Origin of the sequence: Bradyrhizobium lablabi, from assembly GCF_001440475.1 — a bacterium.
GTDB classification, from domain to species: Bacteria; Pseudomonadota; Alphaproteobacteria; order Rhizobiales; family Xanthobacteraceae; genus Bradyrhizobium; species Bradyrhizobium lablabi.
The window spans coordinates 44,054-60,333 of record NZ_LLYB01000033.1; the positions used below are offsets into that span (position 1 = coordinate 44,054).

At 62.4% G+C, this 16,280-nt stretch carries 15 protein-coding genes and 1 pseudogene; 11 read left to right on the plus strand and 5 right to left on the minus strand.

Annotated elements, in window-relative coordinates; all coding sequences use genetic code 11:
- Positions 1 to 245 precede the first annotated feature (245 nt).
- The 3 genes from CQ14_RS01390 (at position 246) to CQ14_RS01400 (ending at position 3,262) form a co-directional block, all read left to right on the plus strand.
- Positions 246 to 2,078 carry a sensor histidine kinase gene (locus CQ14_RS01390; RefSeq protein WP_057856161.1) on the plus strand — a complete coding sequence of 611 codons (1,833 nt, stop codon included), beginning with the start codon at positions 246 to 248 and terminating at the stop codon, positions 2,076 to 2,078.
- Positions 2,079 to 2,087: 9 nt separating this feature from the next.
- A complete protein-coding gene (locus tag CQ14_RS01395; protein WP_057856177.1) occupies positions 2,088 to 2,699 on the plus strand; it encodes a response regulator transcription factor in 612 nt (203 codons plus the stop codon).
- Positions 2,700 to 2,893: 194 nt separating this feature from the next.
- A complete protein-coding gene (locus tag CQ14_RS01400) occupies positions 2,894 to 3,262 on the plus strand; it encodes a response regulator transcription factor (RefSeq protein ID WP_347337105.1) in 369 nt (122 codons plus the stop codon).
- A gap of 1 nt (position 3,263) precedes the next feature.
- On the opposite strand, the gene CQ14_RS01405 is transcribed toward CQ14_RS01400, so the two are convergent.
- Positions 3,264 to 3,728: an invasion associated locus B family protein gene (locus CQ14_RS01405; protein ID WP_245320107.1), complete on the minus strand. Its 465-nt coding sequence runs from the start codon at positions 3,726 to 3,728 to the stop codon at positions 3,264 to 3,266.
- A 117-nt stretch (positions 3,729 to 3,845) separates the two neighbouring features.
- On the minus strand, positions 3,846 to 4,712 hold the full coding sequence (locus CQ14_RS01410; protein WP_057856179.1) for an alpha/beta hydrolase family protein: 867 nt from the start codon (positions 4,710 to 4,712) through the stop codon (positions 3,846 to 3,848).
- Positions 4,713 to 4,877: 165 nt separating this feature from the next.
- On the opposite strand from CQ14_RS01410, the gene CQ14_RS01415 reads away from it, so the two are divergent.
- Positions 4,878 to 6,551 (plus strand): SulP family inorganic anion transporter, encoded by a 1,674-nt coding sequence (locus tag CQ14_RS01415; protein ID WP_057856163.1) that lies wholly within the window; start codon positions 4,878 to 4,880, stop codon positions 6,549 to 6,551.
- Positions 6,552 to 6,851: 300 nt separating this feature from the next.
- Positions 6,852 to 7,268, plus strand: coding sequence for a hypothetical protein (locus CQ14_RS01420; protein ID WP_430650121.1), 417 nt, complete (start codon positions 6,852 to 6,854; stop codon positions 7,266 to 7,268).
- A gap of 147 nt (positions 7,269 to 7,415) precedes the next feature.
- On the opposite strand, the gene ppk2 is transcribed toward CQ14_RS01420, so the two are convergent.
- Together ppk2 and CQ14_RS01430 are read right to left on the minus strand one after the other, a co-directional pair.
- Complete coding sequence (ppk2, locus tag CQ14_RS01425) at positions 7,416 to 8,222, minus strand: polyphosphate kinase 2 (RefSeq protein ID WP_057856165.1); 807 nt, start codon at positions 8,220 to 8,222, stop codon at positions 7,416 to 7,418.
- Positions 8,223 to 8,258: 36 nt separating this feature from the next.
- Complete coding sequence (locus CQ14_RS01430; RefSeq protein WP_057856166.1) at positions 8,259 to 8,711, minus strand: hypothetical protein; 453 nt, start codon at positions 8,709 to 8,711, stop codon at positions 8,259 to 8,261.
- Between the two features lie 181 nt (positions 8,712 to 8,892).
- Between CQ14_RS01430 and CQ14_RS01435 the strand changes: the two genes are divergently transcribed.
- The 4 genes from CQ14_RS01435 (at position 8,893) to CQ14_RS01450 (ending at position 13,063) form a co-directional block, all read left to right on the plus strand.
- The gene (locus CQ14_RS01435) at positions 8,893 to 9,321 is read left to right on the plus strand and encodes a hypothetical protein (protein ID WP_057856180.1); all 429 of its coding nucleotides are present in this window, start codon (positions 8,893 to 8,895) and stop codon (positions 9,319 to 9,321) included.
- Positions 9,314 to 10,546: an HlyD family secretion protein gene (locus CQ14_RS01440; RefSeq protein WP_057856167.1), complete on the plus strand. Its 1,233-nt coding sequence runs from the start codon at positions 9,314 to 9,316 to the stop codon at positions 10,544 to 10,546. The genes CQ14_RS01435 and CQ14_RS01440 overlap by 8 nt, the downstream gene beginning before the upstream one ends.
- Before the next feature lie 13 nt (positions 10,547 to 10,559).
- A complete protein-coding gene (locus CQ14_RS01445; RefSeq protein ID WP_057856168.1) occupies positions 10,560 to 10,976 on the plus strand; it encodes a hypothetical protein in 417 nt (138 codons plus the stop codon).
- Between the two features lie 182 nt (positions 10,977 to 11,158).
- Complete coding sequence (locus tag CQ14_RS01450; protein WP_245320110.1) at positions 11,159 to 13,063, plus strand: sensor histidine kinase; 1,905 nt, start codon at positions 11,159 to 11,161, stop codon at positions 13,061 to 13,063.
- A gap of 98 nt (positions 13,064 to 13,161) precedes the next feature.
- Here CQ14_RS01450 and CQ14_RS47990 read toward each other — a convergent pair.
- Positions 13,162 to 13,365: pseudogene (locus tag CQ14_RS47990) on the minus strand (HdeA/HdeB family chaperone); the annotation flags it as partial.
- Between the two features lie 253 nt (positions 13,366 to 13,618).
- Here CQ14_RS47990 and CQ14_RS01460 point away from each other — a divergent pair.
- Positions 13,619 to 14,956, plus strand: a complete 1,338-nt coding sequence (locus CQ14_RS01460; protein ID WP_057856170.1) for a TAXI family TRAP transporter solute-binding subunit — start codon at positions 13,619 to 13,621, stop codon at positions 14,954 to 14,956.
- Between the two features lie 99 nt (positions 14,957 to 15,055).
- The coding region (locus CQ14_RS01465; protein WP_057856171.1) for a DUF3300 domain-containing protein at positions 15,056 to 16,280 on the plus strand (1,225 nt) is incomplete at its 3' end.

Here is a 16,280-nt window from a genome sequence, read left to right on the forward strand (position 1 = left end):
ACCAGGCGCTCTGGTGGTGGCCTCGATTTCTCGCACTTTTGAATGCGACGCCGCTGTCCCATTCCGAGAAAACCGTTTCATAATGGGGGTCATTCTCGCGATCGCTGGCATGCGGTCCATTGTCCCTGAGGACAGGTCGGATGCGTCAACATGGCTGTCGCGGATGCGGTATCCTGCGACGGCACACGGGGTATTCGCGGCCGCTGCCGGATGCTAGTTTTACCCGAGATTCTTTCAGGGGCATCATGGTCAGGATCTGTGGGTGGATTATCGGGCTGCTTGCTTTGCTGGCGCCGATCTGCGTTTCGGCACAGCCGGCGCGGCCGCATTCCATCCTCGTGCTCGACCAGTCGGATTTGCGCGGACCGTTCCATTATCAGCTTTGGTCGGGACTTCGCGGGGTGCTCGACGCCCGCGCAGGTGTGCGCGTGACGATCTACGGCGAGAACCTCGATCTGCCCCGCTTCGGTGGAGCCGCCTATACGGAAAGCCTGAAGCGGCACCTCAAGGAAAAATACCGGGACAGGCCGATCGACGTCATCGTGGCAATAGGCAGGGGAATGCTCGAGCACACGTTGAGCTGGCGCGCGGAATTGTGGCCGGACACCCCTGTCGTATTCGCCATGCTGGACGAGAGTGACCTTGCGAAGCTCGAGCGGCAAACGGAAGTGACGGGGGTCATTCTCGATAATTCCCTGGCTCGTGCCATCAAAGCTGCGCGGGCGGTGGTGCCCGACCTCGACACAGTTGCCCTGGTGGGGGATGCCTGGGAGCGGCAGGCTCTTTTCAGTCACTGGTCAGAGGAAATTCCCGTCGCAACATCGGGCCTGAACGTGATCGATATCATTGGGCAGAAGATGTCCGATATCCGCAAACGGGTTGCCGAATTGCCGGAGCGGAGCGCCATTATCTATACAGGCGTGTTCTCGGACGGCGAGGGCACATTCTATCCTGCGGCGACTGCGTTCGGGCTGATTGCCGAAACGGCCAACCGCCCCATCGTCGTCGGTGCTGAACCGCTATTGGCTATGGGTGGGATCGGTGGATACGTCCTGCTCGCGACGGAGATCGGCACGGAGGCCGCGAAAATTGCGCTGCGCATTCTCAACGGCGAACGGGCCGGAGATATCCCGCCGGTTAGCGGCGGCGTGAAGCCGCTTTTCAGCTGGCCGCAGATGCAGCGTTGGAACGTCAGCGAATCCAGCCTGCCCGAAGGCAGCGAAATTCGCTTCCGCGACCAGACGTTCCTGGAGAGATATCGCTGGCAGAGCATGGCCGTTGTGGCGGCGCTGTTGCTCCAAGCCGGGCTGATCACGTTCCTGCTGCATGAGCGGCACTTGCGGCGCGATGCCGAGGTGGAATCGCGCAACCGGATGTCCGAACTCGCTCACGTCAATCGGAATGCGACGGCCGGCGAATTGTCCTCCTCGATCGCGCACGAGCTCAATCAGCCGCTGGGCTCGATTCTGACCAACGCCGAGACTGCCGAGTTGATCCTGAAGTCGGAAAATCCCGATCTGAAAGAGGTCAGGGAAATCCTCGCCGACATCAAACGCGACGATCAGCGCGCCGGCGAGGTGATCCGCCGGCTGCGCGCCTTCCTGAAGCGCACGCCGTTCGAAACACGGGAGATTGATCTTAATGAGATCATGAACGAGGCGTTCAAGTTCCTTTCGGTGCAGGCTTCGGGCCGCAACGTCGCGCTCTACCTGCAGACCGCTCCGGGCGAGTTGCGCATCAACGGGGATCCGATCCAGCTGCAGCAGGTCATCCTGAATCTGGTCGTGAACAGCATGGATGCCATGTCCACGATTCCCTATGGCCGCACCGTGATCGGCCGCACGGAATTGAACGGCGGATCCGCGGTCGAGATTTCGATCTCCGACTCCGGTCCCGGCATCCCGTCCGACAAGCTCAGCCAGGTGTTCGACCCGTTCTTCACCACCAAGGACCAGGGCATGGGGATCGGACTTTCCATTGCGCGCAGCATCATCCTCGCCCACAAGGGAAATATCTGGGCCGAGAACCAAACCGGCGGCGGCGCGACATTTCATTTCACGCTTCCATTGGCGGCATAGGAGATGAGGTTGCCGGGTCACGTTCACGTCGTCGATGACGATGCTTCGTTCCGGACCGCGATCGAGCGTCGCCTGAAACTCGCCGGCTATCAGGTCGCGACCTATCCGTCAGCGCAGCAACTGCTCGACAGCCTGCCGGATGACAGCGAGCCCGGCTGCATCCTGCTCGACGTGCACATCCCCGGCCTGAGCGGCCCTGAATTGCAGGGACGGCTGAACGAACTCGGCCTGACCTTGCCGATCGTATTCCTGACCGGGCATGCCGATACGCCGACGACCGTGCGGACCATCAAGGCCGGCGCGGAAGACTTTCTCACCAAGCCCGTGGAATCGGAGCAACTGCTCGGCGCCATCGAGCGGGCGTTGGCGCGTCATGCCACCGTGCGCGATGAACGGTCCAGGCTGGGAGAGGTGCGGGCGCTGGCGGCGGAACTGACGCCGCGCGAGCGGCAGGTGTTCGGCCTCGTCGTGCGCGGCAAGCTGAACAAGCAAATCGCCCATGACCTCGGAACGACGGAGCGCACCATCAAGGCGCATCGCCATCAGGTGATGGAAAAAATGAAGACGCGGTCTTTGGCCGAGCTGGTGACGCTGGCTGAGCGGCTTGGCATGCTCGACTGATACACGCCAAGGCTGAACCTGTACCCAAGGACAGGTGAAGATTTTCCGACAGAGAGTATCCTGATCGGAACGCCTGCGAATCTCGTAGTCCGAAAAAGTGGTTTAGGTGAGGAACCCTCGTCCATTCCAAAGGTTACTCGGGCTGCAGCGGTGACGATGAAAGTTCCCGAATAAGCTGAAGGCGGAGCACGTTGTTGCAGCGCAAAGCCGTCTTTGTCGTTGATGACGACCCTTCCATGCTGAAGGGGATGCGCCGGCTGCTCGGGCGGCACGGCTTTGAAACCGTGCCGTTCGAAACAGCGAGCGCCCTGAAGAATCATGACAAGTTCGATGAAGCCTTTTGTCTGGTGCTCGATATCAATCTGAGTGACGGATCGGGCATCGAGCTGCGTCACCAATTGGCAGAATCCGGCGTGAACGTGCCGGTCATCTACATCACCGGCAATGACAACCATGCCACGCGAATGGCTGCCATGGCCTCCGGGTGCATCGCTTATCTGACGAAGCCGTTTACCGCGCAGTCGCTGATCGAGCCGATCGAGCGGGCGGCGGCTCTTGTGTAGCTCATTCGTCGATCTTCTGCTCGAAGACTTTTTCCGGTGTACCGCTGCGAACGGCGGCAAACTTGTCGAGCGGCAGCGATGTCGTGACCTCGAGCAAGTTCGTGTCGACGACCTCCACCGTCAGGCTTTTGCCTCTCTCCAACTCGCCAAGCAAAGCAGGGCTGGCGACGTCGCCGGCAATACAGGTATTGGTGAGGCACCAGGTGAAGGGAATCTTGTATTCCGGCCCCTTGTCCACACTGAGCTTGACGCCCGGCGGCATGTATAGCCCGACCGGCAGGAACAGCTGCAGCCGTGCCGTGCTGTCGTTCTCGCGCTCGGTCACATAGACGCGCACCGCCGTCTGGCCGGTCTCGAAGGTGCCGCTGATGGTAGTGCGGCAGACCGTCGGTGCGCCGCCCGGCTTGAAGCAGATCTTTTGCCACTCGCCATACCTGATGCTGCGGGCCTCGCGCTGGCCGCGCATGGCGAATTCATCTGACGCGGCGCTTGTGGATTGTTGCGCAAGTGTCGGTTCATTCGCCGCCAGGACGAGTACAAGGCCGAAGCATAGAGACAGCCTCGCTGAATGTCGCATGGTTGCTCACCTGTGCTTGTCGAGGAAAGCGCCGACTACCGGCGACCAGATCGCGACGGCGTCCGGCGAGCCGACGAAGAAGTGCCCATCGCCGCCATGAGGTGGAAACAGATGGTACTCTGCATTGCCGCCTGCGGCGGTGAAAGCCGCATGCATTCGCTTCGACAGCTCCGGTCCGAAAAAGGTGTCGTTCTCGATATACAGCCACAGCATCGGCACCCGCGACGTACGTCCGAAATCGCCTGCTGCTTCCACCAGCTTGTCGGGTGCGCAGTTGTTATGAGGCTTTCCGTCGACGCGGCCGCCCCGTCCCGCCGCGAAGGTGATGATCGCCTTGACCTGCGGAGGATTCGCGCTCGACAACGCGATCGAGCCCCAGCCGCCTGCGGACTGGCCGATCACAATGACATTGCGTGGGACAATCCGCTTCAGCTCGGCCATGTAGTCGATGATCCAGAGATTGAGCTGGGCGGCCGCGAGCCCTGCATCGCGGAAATTGGGGTTGCTGCAATTGCCGATCTTCGAAAAGAACACAGTGAAGATTCCGGCTTCCGGCACGTTGAGAGCTGTCGCGCCGTAGCCCGGGCCGGACGGCGCTGCCACCATGTAGCCGCGCCGCGCGAACCACATCGCCGCATCGCGAAATTCGACCAGCGGAAAGAAGCTGCGCTGCTTGGGATCGAGCGATACGCCGTGGTTCATGATAGCGAGCGGAAAGGGGCCGTCGCCGACCGGGCGCACCACATAGGCGATGGTCGGAACGGGTAGGGGCAGCGCCCACACCTCTTCCTGCAATTGCGGTTCATCGGCTGCGATCGCCAATGACGCTGTCACGACGGTTGCGGCGATGATCAGCAGGCGTAACAGGCGCATGCCTTGCATCCAGTTTCGAGGCCGTTCCGAAGTCTTGTTGGCCCGTGGAGCGAAACGTTGATCTGGATCAACGGGGGCAGGCGACGATGATGCGCCAAGAGGCCTTGCTGCTCGCGCGGCAACGCGCCCGGTTGAGGCGGCAAAACCGCGCGCTGAGGGATATTCATGAAATTGAGAGAGACGAGATTTTTTCCCCCTGCGCAGTGGTTCGCCGAATACCGCACCGGCTGGTTACGCCACGACATCATTGCCGGCGTGACGCTCGCCGCCTACGCGATTCCGGTGTCGCTGGCCTATGCGGCGCTCGCCGGGCTGCCGCCGCAGGTCGGTGTCTACGGCTATATGCTCGGCGGCCTCGGCTATGCGCTGCTCGGCTCTTCGCGGCAGCTTGCGGTCGGTCCGACCTCGGCGATTTCGCTGATGATCGCCGCCACGGTCGGGGCGTTGGCGGGAGGCGATTACGTCCGCTATGCCCAGATCGCCAGCCTGGCGGCCTTTTCCGTCGCGGCGCTCTGTCTGATCGCCTGGATTTTTCGGCTCAGCATGCTGGTGCGCCTGATCAGCGACAGCATTCTGGTCGGCTTCAAGGCCGGCGCCGGGCTCACCATCATCATGACGCAACTGCCGAGCCTGTTCGGCGTTGCCGGCGGTGGACGCAATTTCTTCGACCGCCTGATAATGCTCGTTGGGCAGCTTCACGGCATTCACTGGATCGTGCTGGCGGTCGGCCTTGTCGCGATCCTGCTGCTCCTGTTCGGCGAACGCTTCTTGCCGGGCAGGCCGGTCGGGCTTGCCGTCGTCATCCTGTCGATTCTCGTCGCGACGGCGCTTGGCCTGCCGGCGCTCGGGGTTCCCGTTACCGGCGAGATCCCGAAGGGGTTGCCGAGCCTCGCCATGCCGACCTTCGGGCTTCTGGATTTCGATGAATTGTTTCCGCTCGCCGCCGGCATCCTGCTGCTCGCTTATGTCGAAGGCGTCTCGGCAGCGCGGAGCTTTGCCGCCAGGCATGGCTACGCCCTCGATGTACGGCAGGAATTTCTGGGGCTGGGCGCGGCCAATCTCGCGGTATCGTTCGGCCATGGTTACCCCGTCGCAGGCGGATTGTCGCAATCCGCCGTCAACGACCAGGCCGGCGCGAAAACGCCGCTCGCGCTCATCATCTGCTCCCTGACGCTGGCGATCTGCCTGCTCTTTCTCACGGGTCTTCTGACAAATCTTCCGAAGGCCGTACTGGCCGCGATCGTCTTCACGGCGGTCTACAAGCTCGTCGACGTTGCCGCGCTCAAGCGCATGTGGCGGATCAGCCGGATCGATTTTTTTGCTGCAGCGATTGCCCTGGTCTCCGTGCTGCTTCTCGGCATCCTGCAAGGGATTCTGCTGGCGGCGCTCGCTTCGATCTTCCTGCTGCTGGCGCGGGCCTCGCAGCCCAACATCGCCTTCCTCGGCCGCGTCCCGGGAACCGGCCGCTACGCCGACAGCGCGCGCAACCCGGACGTCGAGCCGCTTCCCGGCATCATCGCCTTCCGCCCGGAAGCGTCGCTGCTTTACATCAATGCGGAAACCGTTCTCGACGCCGTGCTGGCAAGGCTCGCGGCCGCGCCAGACACCAGGCTGGTCGTGTGCGGCCTTTCATCCTCGCCTTTCATTGACCTGGCAGGCGCCCGGATGCTGCACGACCTCCATGCTGAGCTTGCCGCGCGCGGCATCGCCTTCCAGATCGTCGGCGCCCGGGGGCAGGTCCGCGACGTCCTGCAGGCCGATGGCCTTGCCGAGAAGACCGACAGCGCCAACTGGACCCGAAGGATGGACAGTTTGCTCGGCGATTTGAAGATCGCCTGACCGTGTTGCACCGCCGCGTGCGGTGACGCGTCGAAGGCGAGGTGCTGCATTCAAGACCAGCTTGCGTTGACTTGAATCAAGGGATGCCGCCGGGAGGGGGAACAGCATCGGCCAACCGTCCCCGCAAGCTTTCCGGAGATCCGACCGACATGTCTGAGGATACCAACATCCTGCTTACCGTGTTCGGCTGCTTCGCAATGATCCTCGCGCAATAGGCCGGCTGCAGTCTGGAGCCCGGATCATGGTGGTCCGGCTCGAACCTTAGAAGGAAACGCCATGAAGAAGTATTGGACGCGAATGATGCTGGCTGCGGTGCTGGGATTGTTGGTCTCGGCCGGACTTGCGACGCCGACGATGGCGGAGGTCGGTTCGGTTGCCGTCGTGTTTACCAAGGGCGGTTTCATCGTCGGCGTCGGCGGCGGGGAGGGCGTCCTGACCTTCCGCGGCAAGAGGTATCCGTTCACCGTGTCGGGTATGAGCGTGGGCTTCACGATCGGTGCCTCCACGACCAAGTTCGTCGGGCGAGCGCTGAACCTGCGCAGCCCCGGCGATCTCGCCGGCAGCTATGCGGTGGCTGGCGCGGGCGGTGCGGTGGCGGCAGGGGCCGGCGGCGTGCAGTTGCAGAATGCCAATGGCGTCATCCTGCAGCTCAGTGGGCCCAAGGTCGGCGCCGAAATCTCGGCGGCCGTCGGCGGTGTGACGATAGCGATGCGATGAACAAGAGTGAATGGGAGTCGCCTTGCGCGGCTCCCGTTCGCAAACCTAAAGCGTGATGACTTTTCTTCGAATCGTCATCCCGCTTTATCTTTTTTGTTTGAGCATGATCTTTTCGGAAAACCGCAACACACTTTTCCGGATCATGCTCTAGTACCGTTCTTCGACGAACTTCATGCCGCGCAGGCTGGCCTGGTCGTCGTAGCGGCCCTTGTGCGAGCGCTTCGGCAGCTTGACCTGGTCGCGCGCGATCTTCTTGTAGGGGATCGTGTTGATGATGTGCGAGATGACGTTCAGCCGCGCCTTTCGCTTGTCGTCGGAGCGGATCAGGCGCCACGGCGCGTGCTTGGTGTCGGTCGCCTCGAGCATCATGTCGCGCGCCCGCGAGTAATCGTACCAGCGCCCGAACGACTCGGTATCCATCGGGCTCAGTTTCCATTGCCGCAGGGGATCCTCGATGCGTGCATTGAAGCGGGCTTCCTGCTCCTCCATCCCGACCTCGAGCCACAGCTTGATCAGGATGATGCCGCCGTCGACGGCGAATTTCTCGACCTGCGGGCACAGCTCCAGGAAGCGCTTGTGGTCCGCCGGCGAGCAGAATCCCATGACATATTCGACACCGGCGCGATTGTACCAACTGCGGTCGAAGATCACGATCTCGCCACCGGCGGGAAACTGCTCGATATAGCGCTGCAGGAACAGTTGCGTTTTCTGCCGGTCGGAGGGTGTGGGCAGCGCGACCACGCGAAACACCCGCGGGCTGACCTTTTCGGTGAGGGCCTTGATGGTGCCGCCCTTGCCGGCGGCGTCGCGGCCCTCGAACAGGATGATGACCCGGAGCTTTTCCTGCCTCACCCATTCCTGCAGATGGCAGAGCTGCACCTGGAGCTTGCGCAACTCCTTCTCGTACTCCTTCCGCTTCATCTTCGTCTTCGACTGGCTGCCGTTCTTGGACATGCGCAATGATTCCCGGTTCAATGGCGATCGGTCCCGCTAGCCGTCCCAGCTAATGGTGATGCTGATGTCGCCGGGGACGCCGCCGGGAAAATCGACGATCTGGTAGCGGATGCGATAGCCGCGCGGCTGCAGGTAGTCGCTCCAGAGCTGGAAGATTTCCTTGGGGATTCCATTCAGGGTCTTTTCCCAGCCTTTTTCCATCTGGTTGATGGCTCGGCCGCGGTCGCTGCATAGCGAATTCGGGAAGCGGTAGACCTGCACCTCCGTCAATCCGTTGCGCACCGCCCGCTGGATCACGGTCGAGGCGAGCTTCACCTTTTCATCCTCGGACAGGCCCGACGGCTGGCTCAGCTTCTCGATCAGGGCATGCTTCTCGGCCTCTGTCGCAGCCATCCGCTTGGCCATCTCGTCGGCCTTTTGCGCCTCCTTTAGGGCCGTCTGCTTCTGGATTTCCTTCGCGCTGGGGATCAGGTCGTCGATCTTGGTCATGTACGTCACTCCCGAATGCCGTTCGCCGCATTGGATGTTCCAACGTTACGGCTGGCGCCGCCGGGCACTTCTTGATTCAGATCAAGCGTTGGGAGACCATAGTCCCCACTCTGCATGCGGGGCGGGGCCTTCGGGCGACCTGACAGGGGGAGTACGAGCTTTGAGCGAACAGATTCATCCGTTGGCGCCCCACCATCTGCCGTTCTTTATCCCCGGTCCCGATGGATCGGACCCCCTGATGGTGGTGATGGGGATTTTCCTTGTGGGTGTCATCTTGTGGGTCGGCACCCTGTACTGGAAATTACATAGCCTGCCGGAGCGCATGGCGCACCGGACCCACAAGCTGCAGTTCGAGATCGTCGCCGTTCTCGGCCTGATCTCGCTCTTCACCCACATGCATATATTCTGGATTGCGGGCCTGTTGCTCGCGATGATCGACCTGCCCGATTTCAGCACGCCGTTGCGCAGCATTGCCGGGTCGGTCGAACGCATTGCCGACGCTGCGCCGGGCACGCCCGACGCCGAGCCCATCTCCGACGCCGCGGCTCCGCCAGGCGGCAAGTCCGGCGCCAGAGGCACCGCGAAGGAAGAGGTGCACAGCCATGCTTGAGCTGATGATCTGTTCGCTTGTGACGATTGTGCCGGATTACCTCTACCGCCGCTATTGGCAGGGCAAGCGGTTCGGCAAGGAGATCACGTTCTTTTCGGTCTGGTATGAACTGCGCTGGGGCATCACCGGCTGCCTGATGCTGACCATCGGGCTGATCACGATGATCTTCTACTACCATCCCTCGACGACATCGGCGGCGATTTACTTCCGCACGGTGCCCATTCTGCCTGAAGGCTCCGGCCGTGTCGCCGAGGTGAATGTCGGCTTCAGTGAGCCGGTGAAGAAGGGCGATGTCCTGTTCCGGCTCGACAGCTCCAAACAGCAGGCCGCGGTCGAAACCGCCAGGCGCAAGGTGGCCGAAGTTGATGCCTCGATGATTAGCGCGAAGGCGGATGTCGCCAAGGCGGACGCCCAGATCGGCGAAGCGAAGGCCAACTTGCAGCAGGCCAGGGACGAGTTGGACGTCAAGAGCGAGTTGCAGCGCCGCAATCCCGGCATCGTGCCGCAACGCGACATCGAGAAGCTGCAGGTGCTGGTCGATCAGCGGCAGTCCGGCGTCGACGCGGCAAACGCCGTCAGGGAGTCGGCCTCCTTGCGCCTCTCCACGCTCCTGCCCGCCGAGAAGGCGAGCGCCGAAGCAGCGCTGGCGCAGGCGCAAGTCGATCTCGACAAGACCTACGTTCGGGCGGGTGTCGACGGGCGGGTCGAGCAATTTCTGGTCCGCACTGGAGACGTGGTCAATCAGCTCATGCGGCCAGCGGGCGTATTGATCCCCGAAGGCGCCGGCCGAAATATTCTGCAGGCGGGTTTCGGCCAGATCGAAGCCCAGGTCATGAAGCCGGGCATGATTGCGGAAGCGACCTGCATCTCGAGACCCTGGGCGATCATTCCGCTCGTCGTCACGACGGTGCAGGATTTCATCGCGGCCGGGCAGTTCCGGAGCGGGGAGCAGTTGGTCGATCCACAGAATCTGCAGCGGCCCGGCACGATCCTCGTCTTCCTCGAGCCGCTTTACAAAGGTGGCCTTGAAGGGGTCACGCCGGGCTCCAGCTGCATCGTCAATGCCTATACCAGCAATCACGACGTGATCGCCGACCCGAAGACCGGCGCGCTGAAAGGCTTCGCCCTGCATGCCGTCGACGCCACCGGCCTCGTGCATGCGCTCCTGCTGCGCATCCAGGCGCTGCTGTTGCCGGTCAAGACACTGGTGATGAGCGGTCACTGAGGGGAAAAATGAGATGAATCGCTTCTACATCAACGCCGCACCCGCGGCGCTCCTGCTTGGCGTCTTGCTCGGATATTGCAGTTCCGCCGGCGCGTTTGACCTCAACGGCGCGTGGGCAAGCGACGCCGACAATTGCGGCAAGGTTTTCACACGCAAGGGCAACCAGATTACCTTCACCGATATGTCCGACGTCTATGGCGGCGGCTTCATCGTGGAGGGCGACCAGATCACCGGAAAATTCGCGCGCTGCCGCATCAAGGCAAAGCAGGATGAAGGTACGACCATCAACCTTCTTGCGGCCTGCGCCTCCGATATCATGCTGCAAAGCGTACAGTTCAATCTCAGGGAAGTGGATGCCAACACCGTCATGCGCCTGTTTCCGGGGATGTCGGGCATGGAGATCAAATACGCGCGCTGTCCGGCGCCGTAGCAGAGACGCGGTCGGGCGATGCCTTGATGCAGGTCAAGGCCGTACTCCATGGGCGCGCGCTGAATCCGTTAGCGGGTGGTGCCAGATAACCGGCGAAGGGGAACTTTGCCGCAGTTTCCTCGCGTGCCAAATCATGCTGCTATGGCTTCGTGTTGTGCTGTGCAACGGGAAGCCAGGCAGCCGTGAAGCGTCGCTCGGGGATCGAGATCGGCGAAAGGCGTCTGACCGGAATGGTCCGGCGCCTTCTCGTGCTGCTGGCGCTGACCAACGGGCTCCCGGCATCGGTTTACGCCAGCCAGCCGGACCACAAACGGATCATGATTCTGCATTCGGTCGGCCGGGAATTTCGGCCGTGGAACGAGTATGCCAGAACCATGCGCGCCGAACTGGACCGCCAGTCGCCCTGGCCGCTGGACGTTCAGGAGCATTCCCTGGTTGCCGCGCGCTCCGCCGACGTCAACTCGGAAGCTCCATTTCTTCGGTATTTGCAGGCGCTCTACGCCAACCATCCGCCGGACCTGGTCATCGGCGTCGGCGCCCCCGCGGCTTCATTCATTCAACGCACACGTCAGCAGCTCTTCCCTGCCACTCCGGTTCTGTTTACGACCATCGAGGCCCGTCGTGTCGACTATTCCGTCTTGACCGGCAATGACACGGTCGTAGCGGTCACCCACAGATTTCTGGTTCTGTTCGAGAGCTTCCTCAGGATATCGCCGGAGACAAGGACGATCGCGATCGTCAATGGCGACTCGCCGAACGAGCGATTCTGGCGAGGCGAAATGCAAAGGGAATTGAAGCCGCTCGAAGGGAGGATAGAGATAAGGTGGTACGACAAGTTCTCCTATGAGGACACGCTGAAGCAGCTTGCCGCGCTGCCTTCGCACTCTGCGATCTTCTGGTACCAGATGGTCGCCGATGCCGCCGGAGTTGCGCACGAAGGGGATCGGGCGCTGACGAGACTCTACAACGTCGCCAATGCGCCGATCTTTACGCATGACGATTCTTTCTTCGGCAGGGAAATTGTCGGCGGGCCGATGCATTCCGCACTCGGCCGCAGCCGGATCGCCGTGAGCGTGGCAATGCGCATTCTCGGTGGTGAGAACCCGGGCGAGATAAAGACACCGCCCAGCGAATTTGCAGTGGCCAAATACGATTGGCGGGAATTGCAGAGATGGGGCATTAGCGAAGCGCGGCTGCCGCCGGGCAGCGAGGTTCATTTTCGCGAAGCTTCTGCCTGGGAGAAGTATCGTTGGCAGATCGCTGCTGCCTGCGGTGTTGTCCTGCTGCAGGCCACGCTGATCTCCATCTTGCTCTACGAACGGCGGCGCCGTCATTTCGCCGAGGTCGAAGCGCGCCAGCGCATGTCGGAGCTCGCTCATGTCACCCGCTATTCCATGGCGGGCGAGCTCACCACGTCGATAGCCCATGAGCTCAACCAGCCGCTCGGCTCGATCCTCGTCAACACCGAGACCGCCGCCCTGATGCTGGATTCGCCGACGCTCGACGTGAACGAACTGAAGGAGATACTTGTCGATATAAAGCGTGACGACCAGCGAGCAGGGGAAGTGATCAGACGGTTGCGCAGTCTGCTGAAGCGCGCACCGTTCGAGGCCAGGGAGATCGACCTCAACCAAACGGTCGGCGAGACCCTCGATCTCGTTTCCAGCCTTGCTCATGCGAGAGGAGTCACCGTGGAGAGTGTACTCAGCGCTGCTCCGCTCCCCGTAAAGGGAGATCGCATTCAGTTGCAGCAGGTTCTGCTCAATCTGGTCATGAATGCCGCGGACGCAATGGCGTATCTGGACAAGCCACAGCGCCGGATCGTCGTGCGCACCGCGCGGGATCGCGATTTCGCCGAGATCGAGATTGCCGATCATGGCCCCGGCATCCCCGCCGGAAAGCTGGCGGAAATATTCGAGCCTTTCTACACCTCCAAGCCCAGCGGCATGGGAATGGGGCTGTCCATCGCGCGCACCATCGTCGAGGCGCATGACGGCGAGATTTCAGCAGAAAACAGGGGCGGAGAGGGTGCGCTGTTCCGGATCCGGTTGCCGTTGGCGCTCTCTAGCGCGCTCGCGGCATCTTGATTCCGAGCGCTCGCTCGGCGGCCGACATCACCGTCGCGCGCGGGCTTGTCGCGAAAAAAGTCCTTCACGTTCTTGGCGGCCTGCGCGAATTGGTAGAGGTCAATGGTGGTGTTGCGGACGCTCGCACTGTAGTAGCCGCTCAGCCACATGGTGACGCCGGCAAAATCCTGGAAGCCGAGCTTGGTGAGTTCGCCGCACGTCATCTTGCTCATATCGACCACCATCTTGTCCTCAGCGGCGGCTTGCGACCAAGCCAGCAACATTGCTGCAAGCATGGCGGCGATCAGTTTTGACATGCACATACCCGAGACTCCAGCATCGCCTTGCAAGGAAAGAGGCCGCCATGGGGGTGACGGCCTCTTGGCGTCGCTCTGGGGGGAGCGGCTTGCCGGGGTGGGTGGACGCCGGCTGCTTGAGCTTTGCAGGGCGAAGCCGGGCGGCGTTGATCTGGATCAATGGATTGAGTGCCAGCCGGTTGGCTTGATGTCGACCGAGCCTTGTCAAAGGCGGCTGTTCGGAACGGCAGCCGCCTGATGCACTGTCCGAGCACGCTGCATGAACCCGATGAGATTACCGACCTGGCTGCGGATCGCCCTGGTGGCCGGCGTCTTCCTGCTGGTCGCAGGCGCCGGCTTTCTTGGATATCGCTGGTACACGAAGCCGACGACATTGACGGTTGCGGTGGGGTCGCTGGATGGGGAGGCAAGCCGACTGGTGACGGCGATTGCGCGCAAGCTGACGCAGTTGAATGCGCCGGTGCGGTTCAACATGGTCGAGACCGGCAGCGTGCTGGATGCGGCGACAGCCTTCGCTTCCGGTAAGGTCGACCTTGCGGTCGTGCGCGGCGATGTCGGCGATCTATCGCAGGCGCAAGCGGTCGTGGTGGTCGCGCATGCGGTGGCGTTGCTGATCGCGCCACCGGGGTCACCGATCTCGGATATCGCCGGATTGAAGCGGGTCACGGTGGGCGTCGTCGGCGGCGACATCAATCGGCAGGTGGTCAAGGAGTTGAGCGACGAATACGATCTCGCCCGCGCCAACGTGGTCTTCAAGAACCTGGCGCCCGCGGAAGTGCGAAAGGCGCTCGAGACAAAGGAGGTGCGTGCGATCCTGATCGTGATGCCGCTCGCCGAGAAATATCTCACGCTGATCCGCAACCTGTTTCCGCAGAACGCCAAGACGTCACCGGTGCTGATTCCGATCGAGCAGGCCGGAGCCATTGCGGCGCGGGATCGCGCCTATGAGAGTTATGACGTGCCGAAGGGTACCTTGCGCGGCGCGCCGCCTGTTCCCGCCGAGGACCTGACGACGCTCCGCACCTCGTTCTATCTCGTCGCACAAAAGAAACTCAGCAACGATCTCGTCACGGATCTGACGCAGTCGGTGATGAACGCGCGCCGCGACCTGCTGACGGAGCAGCCGATCCTTGCCCAGGTGACGGCGCCCGATACGGATGCGGACGCCCACCTGCCGGTGCATCCGGGCGCAGCAGCTTTCTACAACGGCACGCAGGAAAGTTTCCTCGACAAATGGGGCAACATCATCTTCCTGGCGCCGATGATCGCGGGTGGACTGGTGTCGGTGCTCGCCGCTGCCTGGCAATTCCTGCGCGCGGACGGGCCGCAGACCCGCGAGCAGGCGCTTGACGCGCTCTATGCGCTGGGGCGGCGTATCCGCGTCAGCGGTAGTGAGGCCGAGCTCGACGAGATCGAACTTGAAATCGACCGAATCCTGCAGACGCAGCGCCTCAAGGCTGCCGCCGGCGAGGACGAAACCCGCGATGTCACCGCGTTGAATGTGGCGGCACACCGGCTGGAGAACCTGATTCACGACCGCCGGCTTGTTCTTGCGCCGCAGCAGGGCGGCAAGACACGGGAGCAGGTCCGGGGTTAGGTTCGGGGTTTAGCTCGGCCGAATTGCTTTGATCTTTATCAAACCTCCGGTCTCGCCACTGCTTGAAGCTGGCTGAGAGCATTCTGGAGGGAAGCGACGATGTTCCGTTGCGGCAAAATCCTGCTTGCGTCGGCGTTCCTGTTGACGACGCCGATCGCAACCATGGCACAAACGACAGACAATCAACCGGCGCCATCCGCCCAAACCAGCCAGCCGCCACCGGCCGCTCAACCCTCGACCAGCCCGCCGGCCCAACCGCAAGCCGAGCAGCAGCTCCTGAAGCCCGAGCAGCTCGAGGCGCTGGTTGCACCGATCGCGCTCTATCCGGACGAGTTGCTCGCCAATGTGTTGGCGGCATCGACATATCCGCTGGAAGTGGTGCAGGCCGACCGCTGGGTGAAAGGCAACAAGACCCTGAAGGGCGATGCGCTGAAGGCGGCTGTCGACAAGCAGGAATGGGACGGCAGCGTCAAGGCGCTCGCTTCCACCCCCGACGTGCTCGCGATGATGAGCGACAAGATCGACTGGACCAAGGACCTTGGCGATGCCGTGCTTGCACAGCAGCCGGACGTGATGGATGCGGTCCAGCGGCTGCGGGCCAAAGCGCAGGCACGCAACAAGCTTGTCACCAACAAGCAACAGAAGGTGAGCGTTCAGAAGCAGGATAACCGCGACGTGATCGTGGTCGAGCAGGCCAACCCCTCGACGATGTACGTGCCATACTACGATCCCGCCACCGTGTACGGCGAATGGCCTTACGCGGAGTATCCGCCCTATTACTTCGGCTACCCGTCCTATATCGGTGCGGGAGTGATCGCGGCCGGTCTTGCCTTCGGCGCGGGCTGGGCCATCGCGCGCTGGGGCAATTACTGGGGCGGCGGCTTCAACTGGGGCAACCGCAACCTCTACGTCAATCACTACAACAGGATAACCAACGTTGGAAACAACTGGCAGCATAACCCGGCGCACCGCCAGGGCGTCAGATACGCCAACGCGCGCGTCGCGGAACGCTTCGGCAGCAACAGTGTGAGGGCGGGCGCCGGCAACCGGATGGATTTTCGCGGCCGCGACGGTCAGCAGGTGCTGAGGCCTGGCGGCGACCGCCCGGGTGCAGGTGATCGCGTCGGGGATCGTGTCGGCGATCGCGCTGGCGACAGGGCTGGCGATCGTGCCGGTAATCGAGGTGGCGATCGCGTCGGTGATCGTGGTGGCAACCGGCCGGGCACGGCCGATCGCGCCAGGGCGGGCGGCGGAGATCGCGCCAAAGCTGCCAATCGCGGCGGCGGCGCGCGCGCAGACCGCGGAGGCGGACGCGGCGGAGCAA